This is a genomic window from Mesorhizobium sp. P170090 (genome assembly GCF_057786115.1).
Genome location: NZ_JBYNWH010000001.1, coordinates 5,618,063 through 5,634,054 on the forward strand (window position 1 = coordinate 5,618,063; position 15,992 = coordinate 5,634,054).

Annotated in this window: 17 protein-coding genes and 1 tRNA gene; 8 read left to right on the plus strand and 10 right to left on the minus strand. The window is 63.4% G+C overall.

The window, feature by feature from the left end; genetic code table 11:
* Positions 1 to 135: 135 nt before the first annotated feature.
* Together AC3EML_RS27070 and AC3EML_RS27075 are read left to right on the plus strand one after the other, a co-directional pair.
* On the plus strand, positions 136 to 582 hold the full coding sequence (locus AC3EML_RS27070; protein WP_352521956.1) for a pyridoxamine 5'-phosphate oxidase family protein: 447 nt from the start codon (positions 136 to 138) through the stop codon (positions 580 to 582).
* 148 nt (positions 583 to 730) lie between these two features.
* Positions 731 to 1,378, plus strand: coding sequence for a helix-turn-helix domain-containing protein (locus AC3EML_RS27075; RefSeq protein ID WP_352521913.1), 648 nt, complete (start codon positions 731 to 733; stop codon positions 1,376 to 1,378).
* A gap of 170 nt (positions 1,379 to 1,548) precedes the next feature.
* Here AC3EML_RS27075 and AC3EML_RS27080 read toward each other — a convergent pair.
* Positions 1,549 to 1,624, minus strand: a tRNA-Ile gene (locus tag AC3EML_RS27080).
* Positions 1,625 to 1,758: 134 nt separating this feature from the next.
* Here AC3EML_RS27080 and AC3EML_RS27085 point away from each other — a divergent pair.
* Positions 1,759 to 2,469 (plus strand): SIMPL domain-containing protein, encoded by a 711-nt coding sequence (locus tag AC3EML_RS27085; protein ID WP_023672467.1) that lies wholly within the window; start codon positions 1,759 to 1,761, stop codon positions 2,467 to 2,469.
* 268 nt (positions 2,470 to 2,737) lie between these two features.
* On the opposite strand, the gene AC3EML_RS27090 is transcribed toward AC3EML_RS27085, so the two are convergent.
* Together AC3EML_RS27090 and AC3EML_RS27095 are read right to left on the minus strand one after the other, a co-directional pair.
* Positions 2,738 to 3,082 carry a hypothetical protein gene (locus tag AC3EML_RS27090; protein ID WP_023672466.1) on the minus strand — a complete coding sequence of 115 codons (345 nt, stop codon included), beginning with the start codon at positions 3,080 to 3,082 and terminating at the stop codon, positions 2,738 to 2,740.
* Between the two features lie 220 nt (positions 3,083 to 3,302).
* On the minus strand, positions 3,303 to 3,749 hold the full coding sequence (locus tag AC3EML_RS27095; RefSeq protein WP_023672465.1) for a YcgN family cysteine cluster protein: 447 nt from the start codon (positions 3,747 to 3,749) through the stop codon (positions 3,303 to 3,305).
* A gap of 202 nt (positions 3,750 to 3,951) precedes the next feature.
* Here AC3EML_RS27095 and AC3EML_RS27100 point away from each other — a divergent pair, with 202 nt between their 5' ends.
* Both AC3EML_RS27100 and AC3EML_RS27105 read left to right on the plus strand, forming a co-directional pair.
* On the plus strand, positions 3,952 to 6,147 hold the full coding sequence (locus tag AC3EML_RS27100; RefSeq protein WP_023691506.1) for an OmpA family protein: 2,196 nt from the start codon (positions 3,952 to 3,954) through the stop codon (positions 6,145 to 6,147).
* A 326-nt stretch (positions 6,148 to 6,473) separates the two neighbouring features.
* On the plus strand, positions 6,474 to 6,989 hold the full coding sequence (locus AC3EML_RS27105; protein WP_023672463.1) for a TIGR00645 family protein: 516 nt from the start codon (positions 6,474 to 6,476) through the stop codon (positions 6,987 to 6,989).
* 209 nt (positions 6,990 to 7,198) lie between these two features.
* Here AC3EML_RS27105 and AC3EML_RS27110 read toward each other — a convergent pair whose 3' ends face one another.
* From AC3EML_RS27110 to AC3EML_RS27125, 4 genes are all read right to left on the minus strand, one after another.
* Entirely contained in the window at positions 7,199 to 8,281 is a 1,083-nt protein-coding gene (locus AC3EML_RS27110; RefSeq protein WP_286459149.1) for a transposase, read from the minus strand.
* A 169-nt stretch (positions 8,282 to 8,450) separates the two neighbouring features.
* On the minus strand, positions 8,451 to 9,317 hold the full coding sequence (locus AC3EML_RS27115) for an SDR family oxidoreductase (protein WP_023744356.1): 867 nt from the start codon (positions 9,315 to 9,317) through the stop codon (positions 8,451 to 8,453).
* Positions 9,318 to 9,435: 118 nt separating this feature from the next.
* The gene (locus AC3EML_RS27120) at positions 9,436 to 10,146 is read right to left on the minus strand and encodes a helix-turn-helix transcriptional regulator (protein WP_196813812.1); all 711 of its coding nucleotides are present in this window, start codon (positions 10,144 to 10,146) and stop codon (positions 9,436 to 9,438) included.
* Positions 10,147 to 10,154: 8 nt separating this feature from the next.
* Positions 10,155 to 11,027 carry a S1C family serine protease gene (locus tag AC3EML_RS27125; RefSeq protein WP_352521308.1) on the minus strand — a complete coding sequence of 291 codons (873 nt, stop codon included), beginning with the start codon at positions 11,025 to 11,027 and terminating at the stop codon, positions 10,155 to 10,157.
* A 169-nt stretch (positions 11,028 to 11,196) separates the two neighbouring features.
* Here AC3EML_RS27125 and AC3EML_RS27130 point away from each other — a divergent pair, with 169 nt between their 5' ends.
* Complete coding sequence (locus AC3EML_RS27130) at positions 11,197 to 12,147, plus strand: S1C family serine protease (RefSeq protein WP_023672459.1); 951 nt, start codon at positions 11,197 to 11,199, stop codon at positions 12,145 to 12,147.
* Positions 12,148 to 12,150: 3 nt separating this feature from the next.
* On the opposite strand, the gene AC3EML_RS27135 is transcribed toward AC3EML_RS27130, so the two are convergent.
* Together AC3EML_RS27135 and AC3EML_RS27140 are read right to left on the minus strand one after the other, a co-directional pair.
* Positions 12,151 to 12,996: an arginase family protein gene (locus AC3EML_RS27135; protein ID WP_352521309.1), complete on the minus strand. Its 846-nt coding sequence runs from the start codon at positions 12,994 to 12,996 to the stop codon at positions 12,151 to 12,153.
* A 160-nt stretch (positions 12,997 to 13,156) separates the two neighbouring features.
* Positions 13,157 to 13,582 (minus strand): VOC family protein, encoded by a 426-nt coding sequence (locus AC3EML_RS27140; protein ID WP_352521310.1) that lies wholly within the window; start codon positions 13,580 to 13,582, stop codon positions 13,157 to 13,159.
* Between the two features lie 66 nt (positions 13,583 to 13,648).
* Between AC3EML_RS27140 and AC3EML_RS27145 the strand changes: the two genes are divergently transcribed.
* Complete coding sequence (locus AC3EML_RS27145) at positions 13,649 to 14,275, plus strand: TetR/AcrR family transcriptional regulator (RefSeq protein WP_023748199.1); 627 nt, start codon at positions 13,649 to 13,651, stop codon at positions 14,273 to 14,275.
* On the opposite strand, the gene AC3EML_RS27150 is transcribed toward AC3EML_RS27145, so the two are convergent.
* Positions 14,208 to 15,164 carry a LysR family transcriptional regulator gene (locus AC3EML_RS27150; protein ID WP_023748198.1) on the minus strand — a complete coding sequence of 319 codons (957 nt, stop codon included), beginning with the start codon at positions 15,162 to 15,164 and terminating at the stop codon, positions 14,208 to 14,210. The two genes, AC3EML_RS27145 and AC3EML_RS27150, sit on opposite strands and share 68 nt — an antisense overlap.
* Before the next feature lie 109 nt (positions 15,165 to 15,273).
* On the opposite strand from AC3EML_RS27150, the gene AC3EML_RS27155 reads away from it, so the two are divergent.
* Entirely contained in the window at positions 15,274 to 15,909 is a 636-nt protein-coding gene (locus AC3EML_RS27155) for an FMN-dependent NADH-azoreductase (RefSeq protein WP_023672454.1), read from the plus strand.
* Positions 15,910 to 15,992: the final 83 nt, after the last annotated feature.

The following is a 15,992-nucleotide window of genomic DNA, read 5'->3' on the forward strand; positions in this document are numbered from 1 at the left end:
TTTCCGTAATTGCCGAATGCGCGAATGTGCGCTTTGCCGCCGTGAGCTGGGGCGAAAGCACCCGCATGGTCATGGTTCAACGCGGCAAGGCAAACAACACCTTGCGCTGGCCGTGGGAAATAGGAGATGGCACCGATGATGGTTCGCACACTTTCTGCCTTGGAATGTACGAGATTGCTGACGGCCAATCGGGTTGGCCGGCTCGCATGCGCAAAGAATGGGCAGCCCTACATCGTGCCCCTGTACTACGCGCATGCGGACAATCACCTCTATGTATTTGCCATGCCGGGCAAGAAGATCGAATGGATGCGAGGCAATCCGCTGGTATCCGTCCAGGTCGATGAGCGCGGCCAAGGGCGAGGATGGCGAAGCGTTGTCGTCGGTGGCCGCTATGAGGAACTGCCGGACCGGGTTGGCCACAAGCGCGAGCGCGACCATGCATGGTCGGTGTTGAGCAAGCACGCTGACTGGTGGGAGCCCGGCGCCCTCAAGCCGGTCACGCCTCCGGTGTCGGACAGCGCGCCCCACGTTTTCTTCCGTATCTTGATCGAGCAGGTGTCGGGCCGCGAAGCAAGTGAATAGGTGTTTTCTACTGCGGCGGCCTGCGAAAGCGATGGCTGGACGGTGTAGGAGCAGCGGTCCTAGGTAGTTTCCCGTAGGGACAAAACCGAATTTCGGCGCCGGCCGATTCGCGCGATAGCTGTGTCACGGATCAACCGGGAAAACAGCCATGTACGCCTACACCGCCTCCAGAATTTCGCTGCCGTCACCGTCTACCCTGCCCAACCTGCCTGAGGCTTTCGAGCCCGCACCGCTGCAACCACTCAGCTTCTATTCCGCAGGTGCGGAAATCTACGCCCAGGGCGAGAAGGCCGGAGCCTTCTACCAGGTGGAGTTCGGCGCTGTCCGCGTCTATCGCCTGCTTGCTGACGGCCGCCGGCAGATCAGTGCCTTTCACCTATCCGGAGAGACATTCGGCTTCGAAGCCGACACGACGCACCATTTCTTTGCTGAAGCCATCAACTCCACCGGTGTCCGCGTCTTCCGCCTCACTGCTGGAACGGACATGTCCCATCAGTTGCTGCCCCTAGCGCTCCAGGGGTTGACCAGAGCCCAGGAACACCTGTTGGTCCTCGGTCGCCAGAGCGCCATCGAACGCGTCGCCGCGTTCCTGGTTGACATGGCCGAACGGCAAGGGGGGTTGCGGCAGGTCGAACTTCCGATGTCGCGCATGGACATCGGCGACTATCTCGGCCTCACCATCGAGACGGTATCGCGGATATTCACCCGGCTGAAGGAGAAAGGCGTCATCCGCTTGGCTAGTCTGCGATGCGTGGAAATCGTCAGGCACAACGCGCTTCAGAACATGAGCGAGTGAATGACAACATGCTCCGGGCCACGCGGAATATAGCCTAGCCCTCGGCATCACCGGCGATCAGCCGAGGGCCGATTGCGGACTGGATGATTCTCCTCGGCGGTGGGGTTCGAGTCCACGTTGTGGGCATCTTAGAAAAGATATAATGAAATCAAATAGTTATATGTGAATTTTGGTGGGCCCGGAGGGACTCGAACCCCCAACCAAGCGGTTATGAGCCGCCGGCTCTAACCATTGAGCTACAGGCCCCACGCGCGCTGGATTAGTGTTTTTCCTTGCGCGGCACAAGGCTTTCCGGACGAGCTGGCCGAGATCGCCCAAATCAGCCCATATTCGCGCCCTAGTCGACAGGCGCGACTGGATCGCACACCGAGGAGATTTTCATGACCAGACATATTTTGCCGCTCGCACTTGCCGCCGCGATCGCTTTTCCGGCGATGGCAAGCGCTGCCGATTCGCTGCCCCCGCCCCGCATCATCGTGTCGGGTGAAGGCCAGTCGACCGTGGCGCCTGACCTGGCGCTGCTGACGCTCAGCGTCATGCGCGAGGCCAAGACCGCACGCGCGGCACTCGACGCCAACAACGACGCCATGGCCGCCGTGATCGCGGCAATGAAGTCGGCAGGGATCAAGGACCGCGACCTGCAGACCGCCGGCATCCAGATCAACCCGCGTTACAACTACACCAACAAACCGGACGGCAGCCAGGAAGCCGAGCTTGTCGCCTACCAGGTGACCAACACACTCTCGGTGCGCATCCGCGACATCGACAAAACAGGTGAGATTCTCGACAAGGCTGTGTCGCTCGGCGTCAATCAGGGCGGAGGCATTTCGTTCTCCAACGAGGATCCGAAAGCTGCCGTCACCGAAGCCCGCAAGAAGGCGGTCGCCGATGCCATGGCCAAGGCCAAGACGCTGGCCGAAGCCGCCGGCGTCAGCATAGGCCGGGTGCTGGAAATCACCGACCAGAACGTTGCGCCGGCGCCGATGCCGATCAATGCAAAGGCCTTCGATGCGGCAGGCGCCGCGGTTCCCGTGCAGGCCGGCGAGAATGCCTACGCCGTGCAGGTAACAGTGACATTCGAGCTTAAGTAGCAGGCCGCCGGGCTGGGCGCGGTTCTGCTGAACCCGTCGGCCGGAACCGCAGATTTCCGACATGAAAAACCCCGGAGGACTGGCCTCCGGGGTTTTTTCGAGCCGCACCTTTCCGCGGAGGGAAAGGGGCTCCTGGCTGACCCTAGAAGGGTCATGCCGCTACTCCAGGTACTCCAGGCTGATCCTGGCAGAGGAACATGCCTCCGGATCGACCTTCGCAGAAGGTCGTATCCCAGACTGATCTTCGCAGAAGATCAGTCTGGTTCTCTTAGCGATAGATAACCGGGCAGCCGCGCTCATTGGCGAACACGACCACTACGCGATCGCCATACTGGCGGCCGGCGACCTTCACCACGCGGCGATTGACATCGACGATGCGGACGCGGTGCAGGCCCATGCGCTCGGCCTTGTCGAGGGCGCGGTCCGGCGAGCAGCGGCGCCAATTGCGGTCACGGCGAAAGCCGTCCTCATCGTCGCCGGTGTAGACGCCGACGCGGCGGTCATGGTTGTTGCCGAAGCCGAGATAGATCGAGTCCGCCTGGGCGGGCACTGCGGCAAGGGTGCCGAGAGCTACGAGACCCGAAAGGGCTGCCGTCTTGAATGAGTTGAACATTGTCTTCTCTCCTTGTTGAGGGCTTGCGCCCGTCTTGGTCGAACCGATGGGGGGAGAATGCTCCTTGCAATCTGAACTCTTCGCGAACCGGCCGTTCATTTTCGGTTAATCTGCCCGACAGGTCAAAAGCAACCGCCCCTTCCACCGCTGCAAACGATCCTGACCGTCAAAAACGTCCAATGGCGCGGAACGCCCTATGGCAACGTCCGTTCCAGAATGCTCAGGGCTCGTCGTCGAGCATATAGTCGAAATAATCGTCCGGCTCGGCCAGATCGGTCTCACTGGCGCGGACGCGGCCGCGCATGGAGATGCCGGCATCATGAACGGTCTCGGCACTTCCCGACACCAGCCTGTGCCACCAATAGAGGTCGTGCCCCTCGGCAACCAGCCGGTAGGCACAGGTTTTCGGCAGCCACGTGATGGTGCGCACATTCTGCGGCGTCAGCCCGACACAGTCCGGCACGCGCGCCAGCCGGTTGGCATAGTCCGAACAGCGGCAGCTTTGCCCATCGAACAGCCGGCAGCCGACTGATGTCCAGTAGATCTCGCCGGTATCCTCGTCCTCGAGTTTAGACAGGCAGCATTTTCCGCAGCCGTCGCACAGCGATTCCCACTCGGTGGGCGTCATCGCTTCCAGCGTCTTGGTCTTCCAGAACGGCGTTTCCATTATGGGTCGAGATGTGGCCTCCGCATGCGGCAAGGTCAAGCTGTTGTGTGACTTCAAGTTCCGGCCGCACCATAGGAAAAACATGAAGTTGCCTTCAAAACGCCGGTCAATCGTCCTTGGGTGCGGGTAATGCCTGCAAACCGGAACCAATCCGGTCAAGGACAGTTTGGGCAGGGATGGGACCCCACAAGGAGAATTTAAGATGAAACGCCAACCACGGGTACTGGCAGGTACGGCACTTGGCCTGCTTATGGCATCCGCGCCGTTGGGCGCATCCCCGTTGCAGGGCAACGCCGTTTTCGGCCCCTTGCAGCACACGGCCGCGCCACTGATCCTGGTCCAGGACGACCCTGCTGCAGATGGTCAGCAGACCGACCAGGAACTGCCGCGCAAAAAGAAACGCCAGCAGGCCGAACAGGCAGCGCCGGCCGCCGAGCAGCCTGCACCGGCTGCAGAGCAACCCGCCCCTGCCGCCGAGGAACAACAGCCGCGCAGGAAGAAGCGGGATCAGCAGCAGACCGAGCAGGCCCCGGCCGAACAGGCCGCACCTGCCGCCGAGGAACAGCAGCCGCGCAAAAAGAAGCGCAATCAACAGCAGCAGATCGAGGCGGCGCCTGCGGATGAGGGCGGCGCCCAGGCAGCGCCGGCGACCGATGAGCAGCCGCTCAAGCCACGCAAGAAGAAGCGTGACCAGCAGCAGATCGAGGCAGCACCGGCTGAACAACCGGCCGAACAGGTAGCTCCGGCAAATGAAGAACAGCCGCTAAAGCCACGCAAGAAGAAGCGCGACCAACAGCAGATCGAAGCGGCGCCCGCTGAACAGCCGGCCCAGCAGCCTGCCGAGCAGGCAGCGCCCACCGAACAGGTGGCGCCGGCAAACGACAACAAGTCGGGCAAGAAAAAGCGCAAGCAGGATCAGCAGATTGAGGCCGCGCCTGCCGACAAAGCGCCAGACGTCAAAGTTGCGCCTGCCGGAGAGCCCGCGCCGCAGGCCGAGCCGATTCAGCCCCCGGCCGATCAGCAAGCGGCTCCCGCCGAAGGTGAACAGCCGAAGGATCAGGCGAAAAAGCACGGCAAAAAAACTGTCGGCGAACAGCCGGTGACGGGCGAACAGCAGCCTGCGACCGGTGAACCACAGCCTGCGGAGCAACCGGCCAATGCCGAGCAGCCCGCGCAACGTGAGACGCCGGCGCAAGGCGAAGCCACGGCCAACCCCGACGAAGCACCCATCCTGGACAGCCAGAAGGATGCCAGGCGCAAGCACCGCAAGGACCAGGGCGGCAACAGCCAGAATGGCGACGGCCAAAATGGGAACGGCCAGAATGCTGGCGGCCAGACGGGCGAGCAGCCCGCGCAGGGCGGCACCGAGGCGCAAGCCCCGAAGCCGGCTCCGGTCGACCAGGGACCGCCGCCCACCGACGACAAGTCAGCTCAGCAGGCAATTCAGCCAGAAAAGATCGCCCCGGTGACGGAGGAAAAAGGCAAACGCGTCGAGCGTGCACCCGATGAGAACGTCCGCGACCGCCGGCGTCCGAAAGGCGTCGACGTCGTCAAGGAACTCGGCGACCGCGTCATCCTGCAGTTCAACAACCAGACGATCGTGGAAAGCAATGACGCTCCGCGCATGCACCGCGGCGCCAGGAATGTTTACTATGAGGAACTGTCGGGCGATCGCTCTCGGGAAATCGTCGAGCGCGACAATGGCATCCAGATCGTCACCATCCGCAACCGCAATGGCGACGTCATCAGGCGATCGCGCATCACGCCGGATGGGCACGAATATGTGCTGAGCTATGTCGACGAGCGCAGCTATGACGACGACAATGACTGGCGCGATCCCGGTGACGACCTGCCGCCGATGCGGCTCACCATCCCGCGCCGCGAGTACATCCTCGATTCGGAAGATGTCGAAAGCCCGGACGATTATTACGAGTTCCTCGAACAACCGCCGGTGGAGAAGGTCCAGCGCCTCTATTCCATCGACGAAGTGAAGCGTTCGGCGCGCGTGCGCGACATTGCCCGTCGCGTCGACCTCGATACATTGAACTTCGAGTTCGGCTCGGCCTCGATATCCGACACCGAAGTGCAGAAACTGGAAGGCGTCGCCACGGCCATGGAGAAACTGTTGAAGAAGAACCCGGCCGAAACCTTCCTGATCGAAGGCCACACCGATGCGGTTGGCACGCCGGAAGCAAACCTTGCTCTGTCCGACCGGCGCGCTGAGTCTGTCGCCGAAGCGCTGACCAATGCCTTCGGGATCCCGCCGGAAAACCTGACCACTCAGGGTTATGGCGAGGAATACCTGAAGGTCAACACCACGGCGCCCAACCGCGAGAACCGCCGTGTCGGCATCCGTCGCATCACCTCGCTGGTGGCACCGGTGGCGAGTAACAATTGATCTGCTTTCCAATGGCTTGAGCAGCTTTCTGGAATCAGATCGACAACAAGGACCCATCCCGGCAGACCGGGATGGGTCGAGCTGCGGACAGCAATCCCGGTCAGCAAGAATTGTACTGGTATTAGAACCGGCTCATTGAATAGAGCGGCCGCCCTCCCCAGATTCAAGGCTGGGCGTTCCCTGCCCCGTCCCGACTCCAGCGGGATGCATTGAACCCCCGCCGGCCCTCCCGGCGGGGTTTTTTTGCGCCGCAATTTGCCTTGCAAACCGCGGCAAGCTGACCGAAATACCCCAGTCGACCTCAGAAAGCTCACCGGAACCGCTGCATGAAACGTCTCGAACTCGCCATCGAATCGATCATCCTCGCCTCACGCTGGCTGCTGGTGGTTTTCTACATCGGGCTGGCCCTGGCGCTCGCCGTCTATGCGCTGTCCTTCGGCAAGAAACTCTACGAGTTCGTCATGGTCGCCTTCACACTCGACGACACCGACACCATCCTGAAGATGCTCGGCCTTATCGACGCCGCACTTGTCGCCTCGCTGGTGGTGATGGTGATCATCTCCGGCTACGAGAATTTCGTCAGCCGTTTCGACGACCAGGATGGCGGTGTGCACTGGCTGGGTACCATCGATGTCGGCTCGCTGAAGGTCAAGGTCGCCTCGACCATCGTCGCCATTTCCTCGATCCACCTGCTGCAGGTGTTCCTGAATTCGTCTTCCTATACGATCGACCAGCTGATGTGGCTGACCATCATCCATCTCGCCTTCGTCGTCTCGGCGCTGATGCTGGCCTATATCGACCGGCTGATGGGACTGAGCAAAGGCAAGAAGGGCGAGGAGTGATGAGCCCCTTTCTCCCCGTTCATGGCATAGGCGCTAAGATAGCTTTGGCATGGACTGAAACTTGCGCTTTCGTGGTGGTTCGCGCCAGCGATATCGCAAGGCATGGAGTTTTTGGCGCAGGGCCGCCAAGGAAGGTTGAGGAAAGATGGTCGCGATCAGAGAGGCGACGATCTGGCGGGTTGCGCGCCACAGCAGCGGGCGCCCGTCGCTCAAGGGGGAGAGACACCCAACTCCTGCGAGAGGGGTTCGGTCACAAGCGCGATGAGGAAGTGTGCAAGAATCCAAGGCCTTGCGATCCTTGGGTCCTTGGCGGGAGGAGAGCGCAGCCCGATCAGGCTCTTCAGGCGCTTGAAGGCGAGTTCGATGCGCCAGCGCATGCGGTAGAGCTTGAGGACCGTATCGGCGGGAAACTCCTCCCGGTCAAGCGAGGTCACAAGCAGGACGAAGCCGGCCGCAATCAGCGTCTGCGGTTGAACCTTGTTGCCCTTGGCCCTGGCTTCCTTGTTGATTTTGCGCCGCGCTTCTTGTGCCGCGGCCTCGGATTTGCGCAAGGCGATCAGGCGCATCTTCACAGGCTCGCCCTTCTTGAGTGCCAGCCGGGCAGGCGTTTCGCAGACTTCCTCCCGGCAGCTCTCCAGGTAGCCGATGAGATCGAACGCCCTGCCGTTGGCGTCGAGCCATCGCGCGTTTTTCCACGACGCGCGCACAACAACATCGCCGCCTTGCGCCATCACCTTGGCGATCCGCTCGGCCTGCAGATAGGCGCGGTCACCGATGCGGATCTCGCCCGGCACCACCGGCACGCGGTCGATCAACTCGGCCTCGCTCTGATCGGTGATCTCGATGAAGTCGAACTGCTCGCGCTCAAGCTCGAAGGCGCAGTGCATGCGCCAAAGACCATTGTTCTTCTTCTCATACGCACCGGCCTTGGCAACCGCTGTCGCATCGAGGATGCGAACCAGTCGGCCTTTGGCCAAACCTGCATCCTCGCGCTTCAAAAGGTGCCCAATCAACTGCTGCAGCCATGGTCCTGCATTGCGCAGCCGGCCAAGCAGCGCCACGTCCGAAATGTCGGCTATCCCGCTCGCCGCCGCCCAGGCCACGACGCCCCGCATGCCAACCTTGCCAAGGCAGTAAGCCAGTGTCAGGCGCAACAGGTCGCTCGCCGACCTGACGCCGCGCGGGCGCAGGAACGCCTTCGTCTCGCGGGCACTTCCTGCGATCAACTCTTCGCCGCCCAGAAGCTCAATCGTCTCGGCCCAGCCGTCATCAACAAGCGATTCGTGTGTCATCGCAGCGTAGAATCACACCCGATTCCGCAAGGCAATACCTATCTTAGCGCCTATGCCGTTCATGGGGAGGTGAGGCTGGTCCGCACAGCGGGCGAAAAGCCAATTGCTTGGTTTTTCGAAAAACGCCGGCAGGCGGATGGGGGGCAGCGCCGGCGGCCCGTGATTTCCGTCAGTAGATGCTTTTGACGTTCGTCGGCGAATTGGCAAATACCGCGTCCGGCACGAAAAAGTCGCCGGCCAGCGGCCCGGTCGCGCCCGGCGCATAGACCGCGAAATCGGTCACGCCCTCGGCCCGCAGCACCTCTTCATCAATGTAGAAATTGCCTGATGTCTCGCGCGATGGCCGCAGGAAGATGGCGTGTGCGGCATCGGCCATGATGTCGGGCAAGCGGCTCATCGCCGCGACCGTCGCGCCGCCGAGCAGATTGCGCACCGCCGCCGTGTCGATGGTCGAGATCGGCCACAGCGAATTGACCGCGATGCCGTCCTTGGCAAACTCGGCGCTCATCCCCAGCGTGCACATCGACATGCCGAACTTGGCCATGGTGTAGGCGACATGGTTCTTGAACCATTTGGCCTTCATGTCGAGCGGCGGTGCCAGATTCAGAATGTGAGGATTCTCAGCCAACTTCAGGTGCGGAACGCACATTTTCGACACCAGGAAGGTGCCGCGCGTGTTGATCTGGTGCATCAGATCGTAGCGCTTCATGTCGGTCTCCAGCGTGCCGGTGAGCTGGATGGCGCTGGCATTGTTGACGCAGATATCGATGCCGCCGAACTTTTCGACGGTCTTGGCAACCGCCTCGGCCACCTGCGCCTCCTCGCGGATGTCGCACAAAACAGGCAGCGCCTTGCCGCCGGCCTGCTCGATCTCCTCAGCCGCCGAATAGATCGTGCCCGGCAGCTTCGGATGCGGCTCGGCGGTCTTGGCCGCGATCGTCACATTGGCGCCGTCGCGCGCAGCGCGCAGCGCGATCGAAAGACCGATGCCGCGCGACCCGCCGGAGATGAACAGCGTCTTTCCCTTGAGCGACATGTCTTGGCACCTCCCTGCTACATCACTGACGCGAACCATTGCGCGGCGGCAATGCACTGCGCAAGGCCTCGGCAGCCTGCAACGGGTTACGCAACGTAGGCTCAAACGGAAAAGGGGGTTAGACCAGCACCAGGCCCTGCCGCATTGCGATCGCGATGGCATCCGTGCGGTTCGCAGCACCCAGCTTGATCAGGATCGCGGCGACATGGAATTTCGCCGTGTGCACGGAGATGTTCAGCCGCCGGGCGATCACCTTGTTGGGTGCGCCTTCGGCGAGCAGCGCCAGCACTTCCGTCTCGCGCGGTGACAGCGCTGGTCGGAGGGCGGCGCCGTCGTCAAAAGATTCCTCGCCAAACAGCCCGCTATCGGTTTCAGTTCCGCTCGCTATGTGATCGAAACCGCCATGACGATCCGGCGTCGAACGCCCATCCCTGGACACCCGGTAGCCGGCCGCCGCCAGTCTGACGGCAGCCGCGACCAGATTCGCATCCGACGCCAAAGGCAGCACGGCAAGCACCCGGTTTTCCGGCCGGCCAGCGCTCGCGGATAGCAGCACCCGTGGGATTGCGCTGTTGCCACCATCGGCTCGATCGAGCCAGGCCGCACTGTTCGCAACAGCGTCATCGAAGACAGCGACGTCGGCAATCCCGCTGCCGGCTACGACCGGAAGCAGATCGTCCGCCATGGCAAGCGAAGCTGACAGGCGCTCGGCACGCGCGGCATCGTGCAGCGCGATCAGCACCACGAGCTGGCGTCCGCCGCCCGCCACCTCCGGCCCACCCACCTCCGGCCCACCCGCCTCCGGCCTTGTCAGCGTGTCGCTTTCCATCGGCCCTCTCAGCTCAGCGGTTTTTCACCGACGGTCAGCGCGACGTCGCGCTGCTCGCCGCCGCGCACCACGCCGAGCGTCACCGCAGCGCCCGCGCTATCCGGCCCAAGCTTTCGGATCAGTTCGCGCGGGCCGTGCACGGCCTCGCCATTCCACGCCACGATGATGTCGCCCAGCGCAAGGCCGGCGGCTTTGGCCGGACCATTGTCGTCGAGGCTCATGACCATGGCGCCGCGCGCCGCGCCGTCACGGATCGGGTGCAGGCCGGCGCCGAGATAGCCGCGCGCGACATGGCCCTTTTCACGCAGCGTCGCCACGGCCCGCTCGATCGTCTCATAAGGCATGACCAGCGCACGACCACGTGGCCCAAACAGCAGCATGCCGATCAGCGCGCCCTTGGCGTCAAGCACCGGCCCGCCCTCGAAACGGCCGCAGGCATTGACGGCGAGATTGATGCGCCGATCGATGCTGCCGCCGCGCATCGAGCGCCAGGCGGGGCCGACCTCGCCGACCGAGCCCGAGACGGCCAGCGCCGAGCCCTGACTGCTGCCGACAGCGATGGCGACGTTGCCCGGCCGCACCCCATCAGCCTTGGCGAGCGCAGGCGCCGCGGCCGCGCCGGCCGGCTTCAGAAGCGCTACGCCGGTCGACGGATCGCGACCGACCAGTTCGGCCTTCACCGCTTCGCCCGAAGCCAATGTCAATTCGATCTCCTCACCGGCCTCGACAGCTTCCTCGGCGGTGACGAAATAGCCGTCACGCCAGTGGAAGGCGCTGGCGGTGCGATGGTGATGGGTGGTGAAACTTGCCGTTGCCGGCGCAGCCTTGGCGGCGAGATCGGCGATGGCCTCGGAAAATGCATTAAGGTTGAAGTCACTCATGATGATCTCCTGGGTTTTCTCATGCCCCAGATATCGCTCGGCAGTGCGCCCGGAGGTACTCGTCTGACGGCTAGTTACTGGTTTGACTGGCCATCTGGTCAGGTCGCGGCAGTTCGAGCCGCTCCGCACATATAGTCATCATCGCGCCTGAAAACACGGAGCCCCGCCAATGGCCCTCGCCGCCCACAAGTTCGAAACCGACGACACACTGCTCGACGCCTATTCGACGACAGTCGCCGACGCCGTCGACCGCATCGGCCCAGCCGTCTGCCGCATCGAGCGCGTCGGTGGCCAAGGTGGCCATGGCTCCGGCTTCGTCATCACCCCGGACGGGCTGGTCGTCACCAATTTCCATGTCGTTGGCGATGCCAAAACGGTGCGCGTCTCTATGCCCGACGGCGCCTCCAGCGAAGGCCGTGTGCTAGGCCGCGACCCCGACACCGACATCGCGCTGGTGCGCGCCGATGGCAGCTTCACCGAAGTCGCGCCGCTCGGCGATTCCAAGCGGCTGCGGCGCGGCCAGATCGCCATTGCCATCGGCAATCCGCTCGGCTTCGAATGGACCGTAACGTCAGGCGTGGTCTCCGCACTTGGCCGTTCGATGCGCGCCTCGACCGGGCGGCTGATCGACGATGTCATCCAGACCGATGCCGCGCTCAATCCCGGCAATTCCGGCGGACCGCTGGTGTCGTCGGCAGGCGAGGTCATCGGCGTGAACACCGCCATGATCCACGGCGCGCAAGGCATCGCCTTCGCGGTCGCTTCCAACACCGCCAATTTCGTCATTTCGGAGATCATCCGCTTCGGCCGCGTGCGCCGTGCCTTCATCGGCATCTCGGCCGACACCACCAACCTGCCGCGCCGCGCCGCCCTTCTGTCGCAGGTGACCACCAGTACGGCGGTACGGCTGCGCAGCGTCGAGAAAGACGGACCCGCGGCGAAGGCCGGCCTCAGGGAAGGCGACATCATCGCGTCAATAGACGGTCGCCCGGTCACCGGCGTCGACGACCTCGTGCGCATGCTCGACGCCGAACGCATCGGCCGCGAGACGCTGTGCACAGTGGTGCGCCGCACCGGCGTCAGCCAGGTGACGGTGACGCCGGTAGCAAGGGCGAGCTGAGCCTTATCGAGGCTTGAGCACCCGCCCGAGCAGCGACACCAGCAGTCGAGCAAGGTCACCGGTCGGGTCGAGGTCGGGATCGTAGATCGTCATGTCCAAGCCGGTGCAGCGCTGGTCCGCTGCCAGCGCCGACAGAATGGCAACGAGTTCATCGGGATCGATGCCGGGGCTGCCGGGCGAATCCACCGCCGGCATCACCGTCTGGTCGAGCACATCGACATCGAGATGCAGCCAGTAGGGACAGCCGGCGCGCGCCAGCGTCGCTCTTGTCTTTTGCAACACTCCAGCCGCGCCGAGTTCCTGCGCGGCAAAGACGTCGATGCGCGTGACGGCGGTCGCATTGATGTCGGGCCAGGCAAAATCGGCATCGCGGCTCTCGCGTTCGCCGATCTGAACCACCGCCTCGTCGGCGACGAGCGGACCGACAACACCTGGCCATTGCGCCAGCAAAGCCTCGCCGCGTCCGGTGGCAAGTGCCAGATCCATGCCGGCAACCGAGCCGAGTGAGGCATTGACATCGTAGTTGCCGGGATGGCGGAAATCGCTGTGGCCATCGACATGGATCAGGGCGACCGCGCCCGAGCGCCGCGCGGCGACCAGTGCGCCAAGCAGGATCGAGCAGTCGCCGCCGATGATCAGCGGGAACTCGCCTTGCCCAAGCGCACCGGTGACGATCTCGGCAAGATCGAGGTTGAAGCGGCGGATCGCCGGACCATTACGCAGCCTAGTGCCCGGTTGCGGTTCGGTACTGTAGGCGGGTCTGTCGAGATCGACCACCCGCCCCGGCGCCAGCGACTCGATCAAACCAGCTTGGCTCAGCGCCTGCGGCGCACGCCAGGTGCCGGGCACATGGCCCGGCTCCAAGGGCCGAAGGCCGAGATTGGATGGCGCCCGAACAAGGCAGATGTCACGCATGCGGCAGGCCCAGCTTCAACGTCACCAACATAGACCGCATGGTGCGGGTCCGGCCACAGCGGCCGGAGCCGCTGCCGACATTTGCTGCCATCGTTCAGGCGCCCGCCGCGCCCGCCGCGAATTGCGCCTGAAATTCCGGGCCGAGCGGGATCGGCTTGATGACGTCGATCAGCACGCCATTGGGATCCCTGGTGATGAAATGGCGCTGGCCGAAGGGTTCGTCGCGCAGCGGGCACAGGATCGGCAGGCCGGCCGCAACGATCCGTTCATAGACAGCATCAGGATCCCTCACCTCGAAATTGATCAGCAGCCCCGATGTGCGGCCGCGCCCCTCCTCGGGGATCGTCTCGTGGTCGCCCTGGACGATGCCGAGATTGACGCTGCGATCCTCGGCAGACTGCAGGTGCACATACCAGTCGCTCGCAAACAGCGGCTTGAAGCGGAAGTGATTGATATAGAAGGCTTTCGTGCCGGCTACGTCGCCCGTCATCAGCACCGGATAATAGCTCGTCGTCTTCATCTTTCTTTCTCCCGTCAGCCAACATACAGTTTGCATGCAATTCGAAATAACATACAGGCTGCATGTATGCAACGAGAAACCCCGCGCCGCTCCAACCGCGACCGCACCGAAGCGACGCGCGCCGACCTGATCGCCGCGGCGCGCAAACTGTTCATCGAAAAGTCCTATGCCGAGACCGGCACGCCGGAGATCGTTGCGGCCGCCGGCGTCACCCGCGGCGCGCTCTATCACCACTTTGCCGACAAGCAGGCGCTGTTTGCCGCCGTGGTCGAGCAGGAGGCGGCGGCGGTGGCGCAAGAGATCGAGCGCGCCTCGCCGCCTTCTTTGTTTGCCCGCAATGCGCTGATTGCCGGCTCGGACGCCTATCTCGCCGCCATGCGCGCGCCCGGCCGCACGCGGCTTTTGCTGCTCGACGGACCGGCCGTGCTTGGCCGCGCCGCCATGGATGCGATCGACAATCACCACGGCAACCGGTCGCTGCGCGAAGGCCTGGTTGCGGCGATGCGCGAACAGTCGATGACCAGACTGCCTGCCGATGCGCTGACCGCTTTGCTCGCCGCCGCCTTCGACCGCGCAGCACTTGCCGTCGAGGCCGGCGCCTCGGCCGAAGACTATCGCGCCGTGCTCATGGCTCTGATCGATGGGCTGTCTCCGGCTCGCCCTCAGGCAGGTCGTCCGGGTCGAACTCGTTGAAGCAGCCGAGCTGGCGTTTGAACTGGTCGATCAGCCAGGCCGCCGCCGGTTTCGGGCTGCGGTCGGCGCGGTGCATGGCGTAGAGCGATGAGCGCACCTCGCTAAAAGGTTCAAGGTCGAGTTCGACCAGCCTGCCGCTGGCCAAATCGTCCGCGATCAGCCAGCGCGGCAACCCGCCCCAGCCCAGCCCCTCGCGCATCAACGTATGCTTGATACGCACATCTGTCAGCCGCCATGTACGATAGGCAAAGACGCCGAAGTCGCGTCCCTTGGTGCGTTCCGACTGGTCGCTGACAACCAGCTGGGTGTGCTCTCGCGTATCCTCGAGCGCCACCGGTTTCGGCAGCAGTGCCAGAGGATGGGTGGGGGCGGCAGCCAGCACGATCGACATGAAGCCGATGCGCACGAGATGCACGTCGACCTCGCCCAGCAAGCCACCGATGCCAAGATCCGACTGTCCGCTGACGACATGGTCGGGGATCAGACCGAGCGTGCCGATATGCAGTCGCATCATCACGGTCGGGAACTGCGCCTCGAACGCCTTCAGCACCCGCACCAGCACCGGCGAGGGCAGCGCCGCGTCAACCGATAGCGCAACTTCAGCCTCCAGCCCCTGATGGTGACCGTCGGCACGCGAACGGATGCGCTGCAGCACGCCGACCATGCGCCGGGCGTCCTCCAGCATCGCCCGGCCGATTTCGGTCAGCTGCGGCTCGCGCGTGCCCTCGCGCTCGAACAGTTTCAGGCCAAGCTGCGCTTCAAGATTGGCGATGCCGTAGCTGATGACGGACTGCGCGCGGTTAAGCTTGCGGCCGGCGGCTGAGAAGCTGCCGGTGTCGGCGACCGCAACCAGGATCTGCAATTGGTCGAGCGTCGGATTGGGCTGCACGGCATACCTACTTTATGGATGGATCGTATAGAAAATATACCAGTTTTTTGAATGGGTCGGTAGGCCCATATCAGGCGGGAGAAATCAATTCCCACTGGAGAGAACCGCTATGTCTATCCTGCTTGTAACCTCGAGCCCGCGCGGCGCTGCCTCGCACTCGACCCGTATCGCTACCGAATTCGCTGAAAAGCTCGTCGCCGCCGACCCGTCGAATACGCTCGTCGTACGCGACCTCGTGGCCAACCCGCTGCCGCATATCGACACCGATTATGCGACCGGCATCTACACCCCCGTTGAAGCCCGCACGCCGCGCCAGGCCGAAGTCGTCGGCGTCTCCGACATCGTGCTTGACGAACTGTTCGCAGCCGACACCGTGATCCTGGCCACCGGCTTCATCAACTTCAACATCTCCTCGACCCTGAAGTCCTGGGTCGATCACATCTCCCGCTCCGGCAAGAGCTTCTCTTATGGCGAGGGTGGTCCCAAGGGCCTCGTCACCGGCAAGAAGGTCTATATCGTACTCGCCTCGGGCGGCATCTATTCCGAAGGTGCGGCCGTGCAGTTCGATCACGCCATCCCCTATCTGCGCGGCGTGCTCGGCTTTCTCGGCATGACCGATGTCGACGTCATCCGCATCGAAGGCGTCGGCATGGGCCCTGATGCCGTCACCGCCGCGCTCGCCAATGCGACGGCCAAGGTCGATGCCGTGGTGGCCAAGACCGCGAGCGCGCAAATCGCCGCGTAAGCACACCCCGTCATTCGCATTGAAAAGGCAGGCGCTTCGGCGCCTGCCTTTTTCCTTGTCAGGCGGCGCGATAGGTTGCGTGT

Excerpts from the sequence above, each read along its gene's own strand:
- AC3EML_RS27085 (WP_023672467.1), top strand. The coding sequence starts at position 1,759 with ATGACCAGACATATTTTGCCGCTCGCACTTGCCGCCGCGATCGCTTTT.
- AC3EML_RS27155 (WP_023672454.1), top strand. The coding sequence starts at position 15,274 with ATGTCTATCCTGCTTGTAACCTCGAGCCCGCGCGGCGCTGCCTCGCAC.
- AC3EML_RS27075 (WP_352521913.1), top strand. The coding sequence starts at position 731 with ATGTACGCCTACACCGCCTCCAGAATTTCGCTGCCGTCACCGTCTACC.
- AC3EML_RS27070 (WP_352521956.1), top strand. The coding sequence starts at position 136 with ATGATGGTTCGCACACTTTCTGCCTTGGAATGTACGAGATTGCTGACG.
- AC3EML_RS27090 (WP_023672466.1), bottom strand. The coding sequence starts at position 3,082 with ATGTTCAACTCATTCAAGACGGCAGCCCTTTCGGGTCTCGTAGCTCTC.
- AC3EML_RS27115 (WP_023744356.1), bottom strand. The coding sequence starts at position 9,317 with ATGTCGCTCAAGGGAAAGACGCTGTTCATCTCCGGCGGGTCGCGCGGC.
- AC3EML_RS27140 (WP_352521310.1), bottom strand. The coding sequence starts at position 13,582 with ATGAAGACGACGAGCTATTATCCGGTGCTGATGACGGGCGACGTAGCC.
- AC3EML_RS27130 (WP_023672459.1), top strand. The coding sequence starts at position 11,197 with ATGGCCCTCGCCGCCCACAAGTTCGAAACCGACGACACACTGCTCGAC.
- AC3EML_RS27120 (WP_196813812.1), bottom strand. The coding sequence starts at position 10,146 with ATGGAAAGCGACACGCTGACAAGGCCGGAGGCGGGTGGGCCGGAGGTG.
- AC3EML_RS27110 (WP_286459149.1), bottom strand. The coding sequence starts at position 8,281 with ATGACACACGAATCGCTTGTTGATGACGGCTGGGCCGAGACGATTGAG.
- AC3EML_RS27125 (WP_352521308.1), bottom strand. The coding sequence starts at position 11,027 with ATGAGTGACTTCAACCTTAATGCATTTTCCGAGGCCATCGCCGATCTC.
- AC3EML_RS27095 (WP_023672465.1), bottom strand. The coding sequence starts at position 3,749 with ATGGAAACGCCGTTCTGGAAGACCAAGACGCTGGAAGCGATGACGCCC.
- AC3EML_RS27145 (WP_023748199.1), top strand. The coding sequence starts at position 13,649 with ATGCAACGAGAAACCCCGCGCCGCTCCAACCGCGACCGCACCGAAGCG.
- AC3EML_RS27100 (WP_023691506.1), top strand. The coding sequence starts at position 3,952 with ATGAAACGCCAACCACGGGTACTGGCAGGTACGGCACTTGGCCTGCTT.
- AC3EML_RS27105 (WP_023672463.1), top strand. The coding sequence starts at position 6,474 with ATGAAACGTCTCGAACTCGCCATCGAATCGATCATCCTCGCCTCACGC.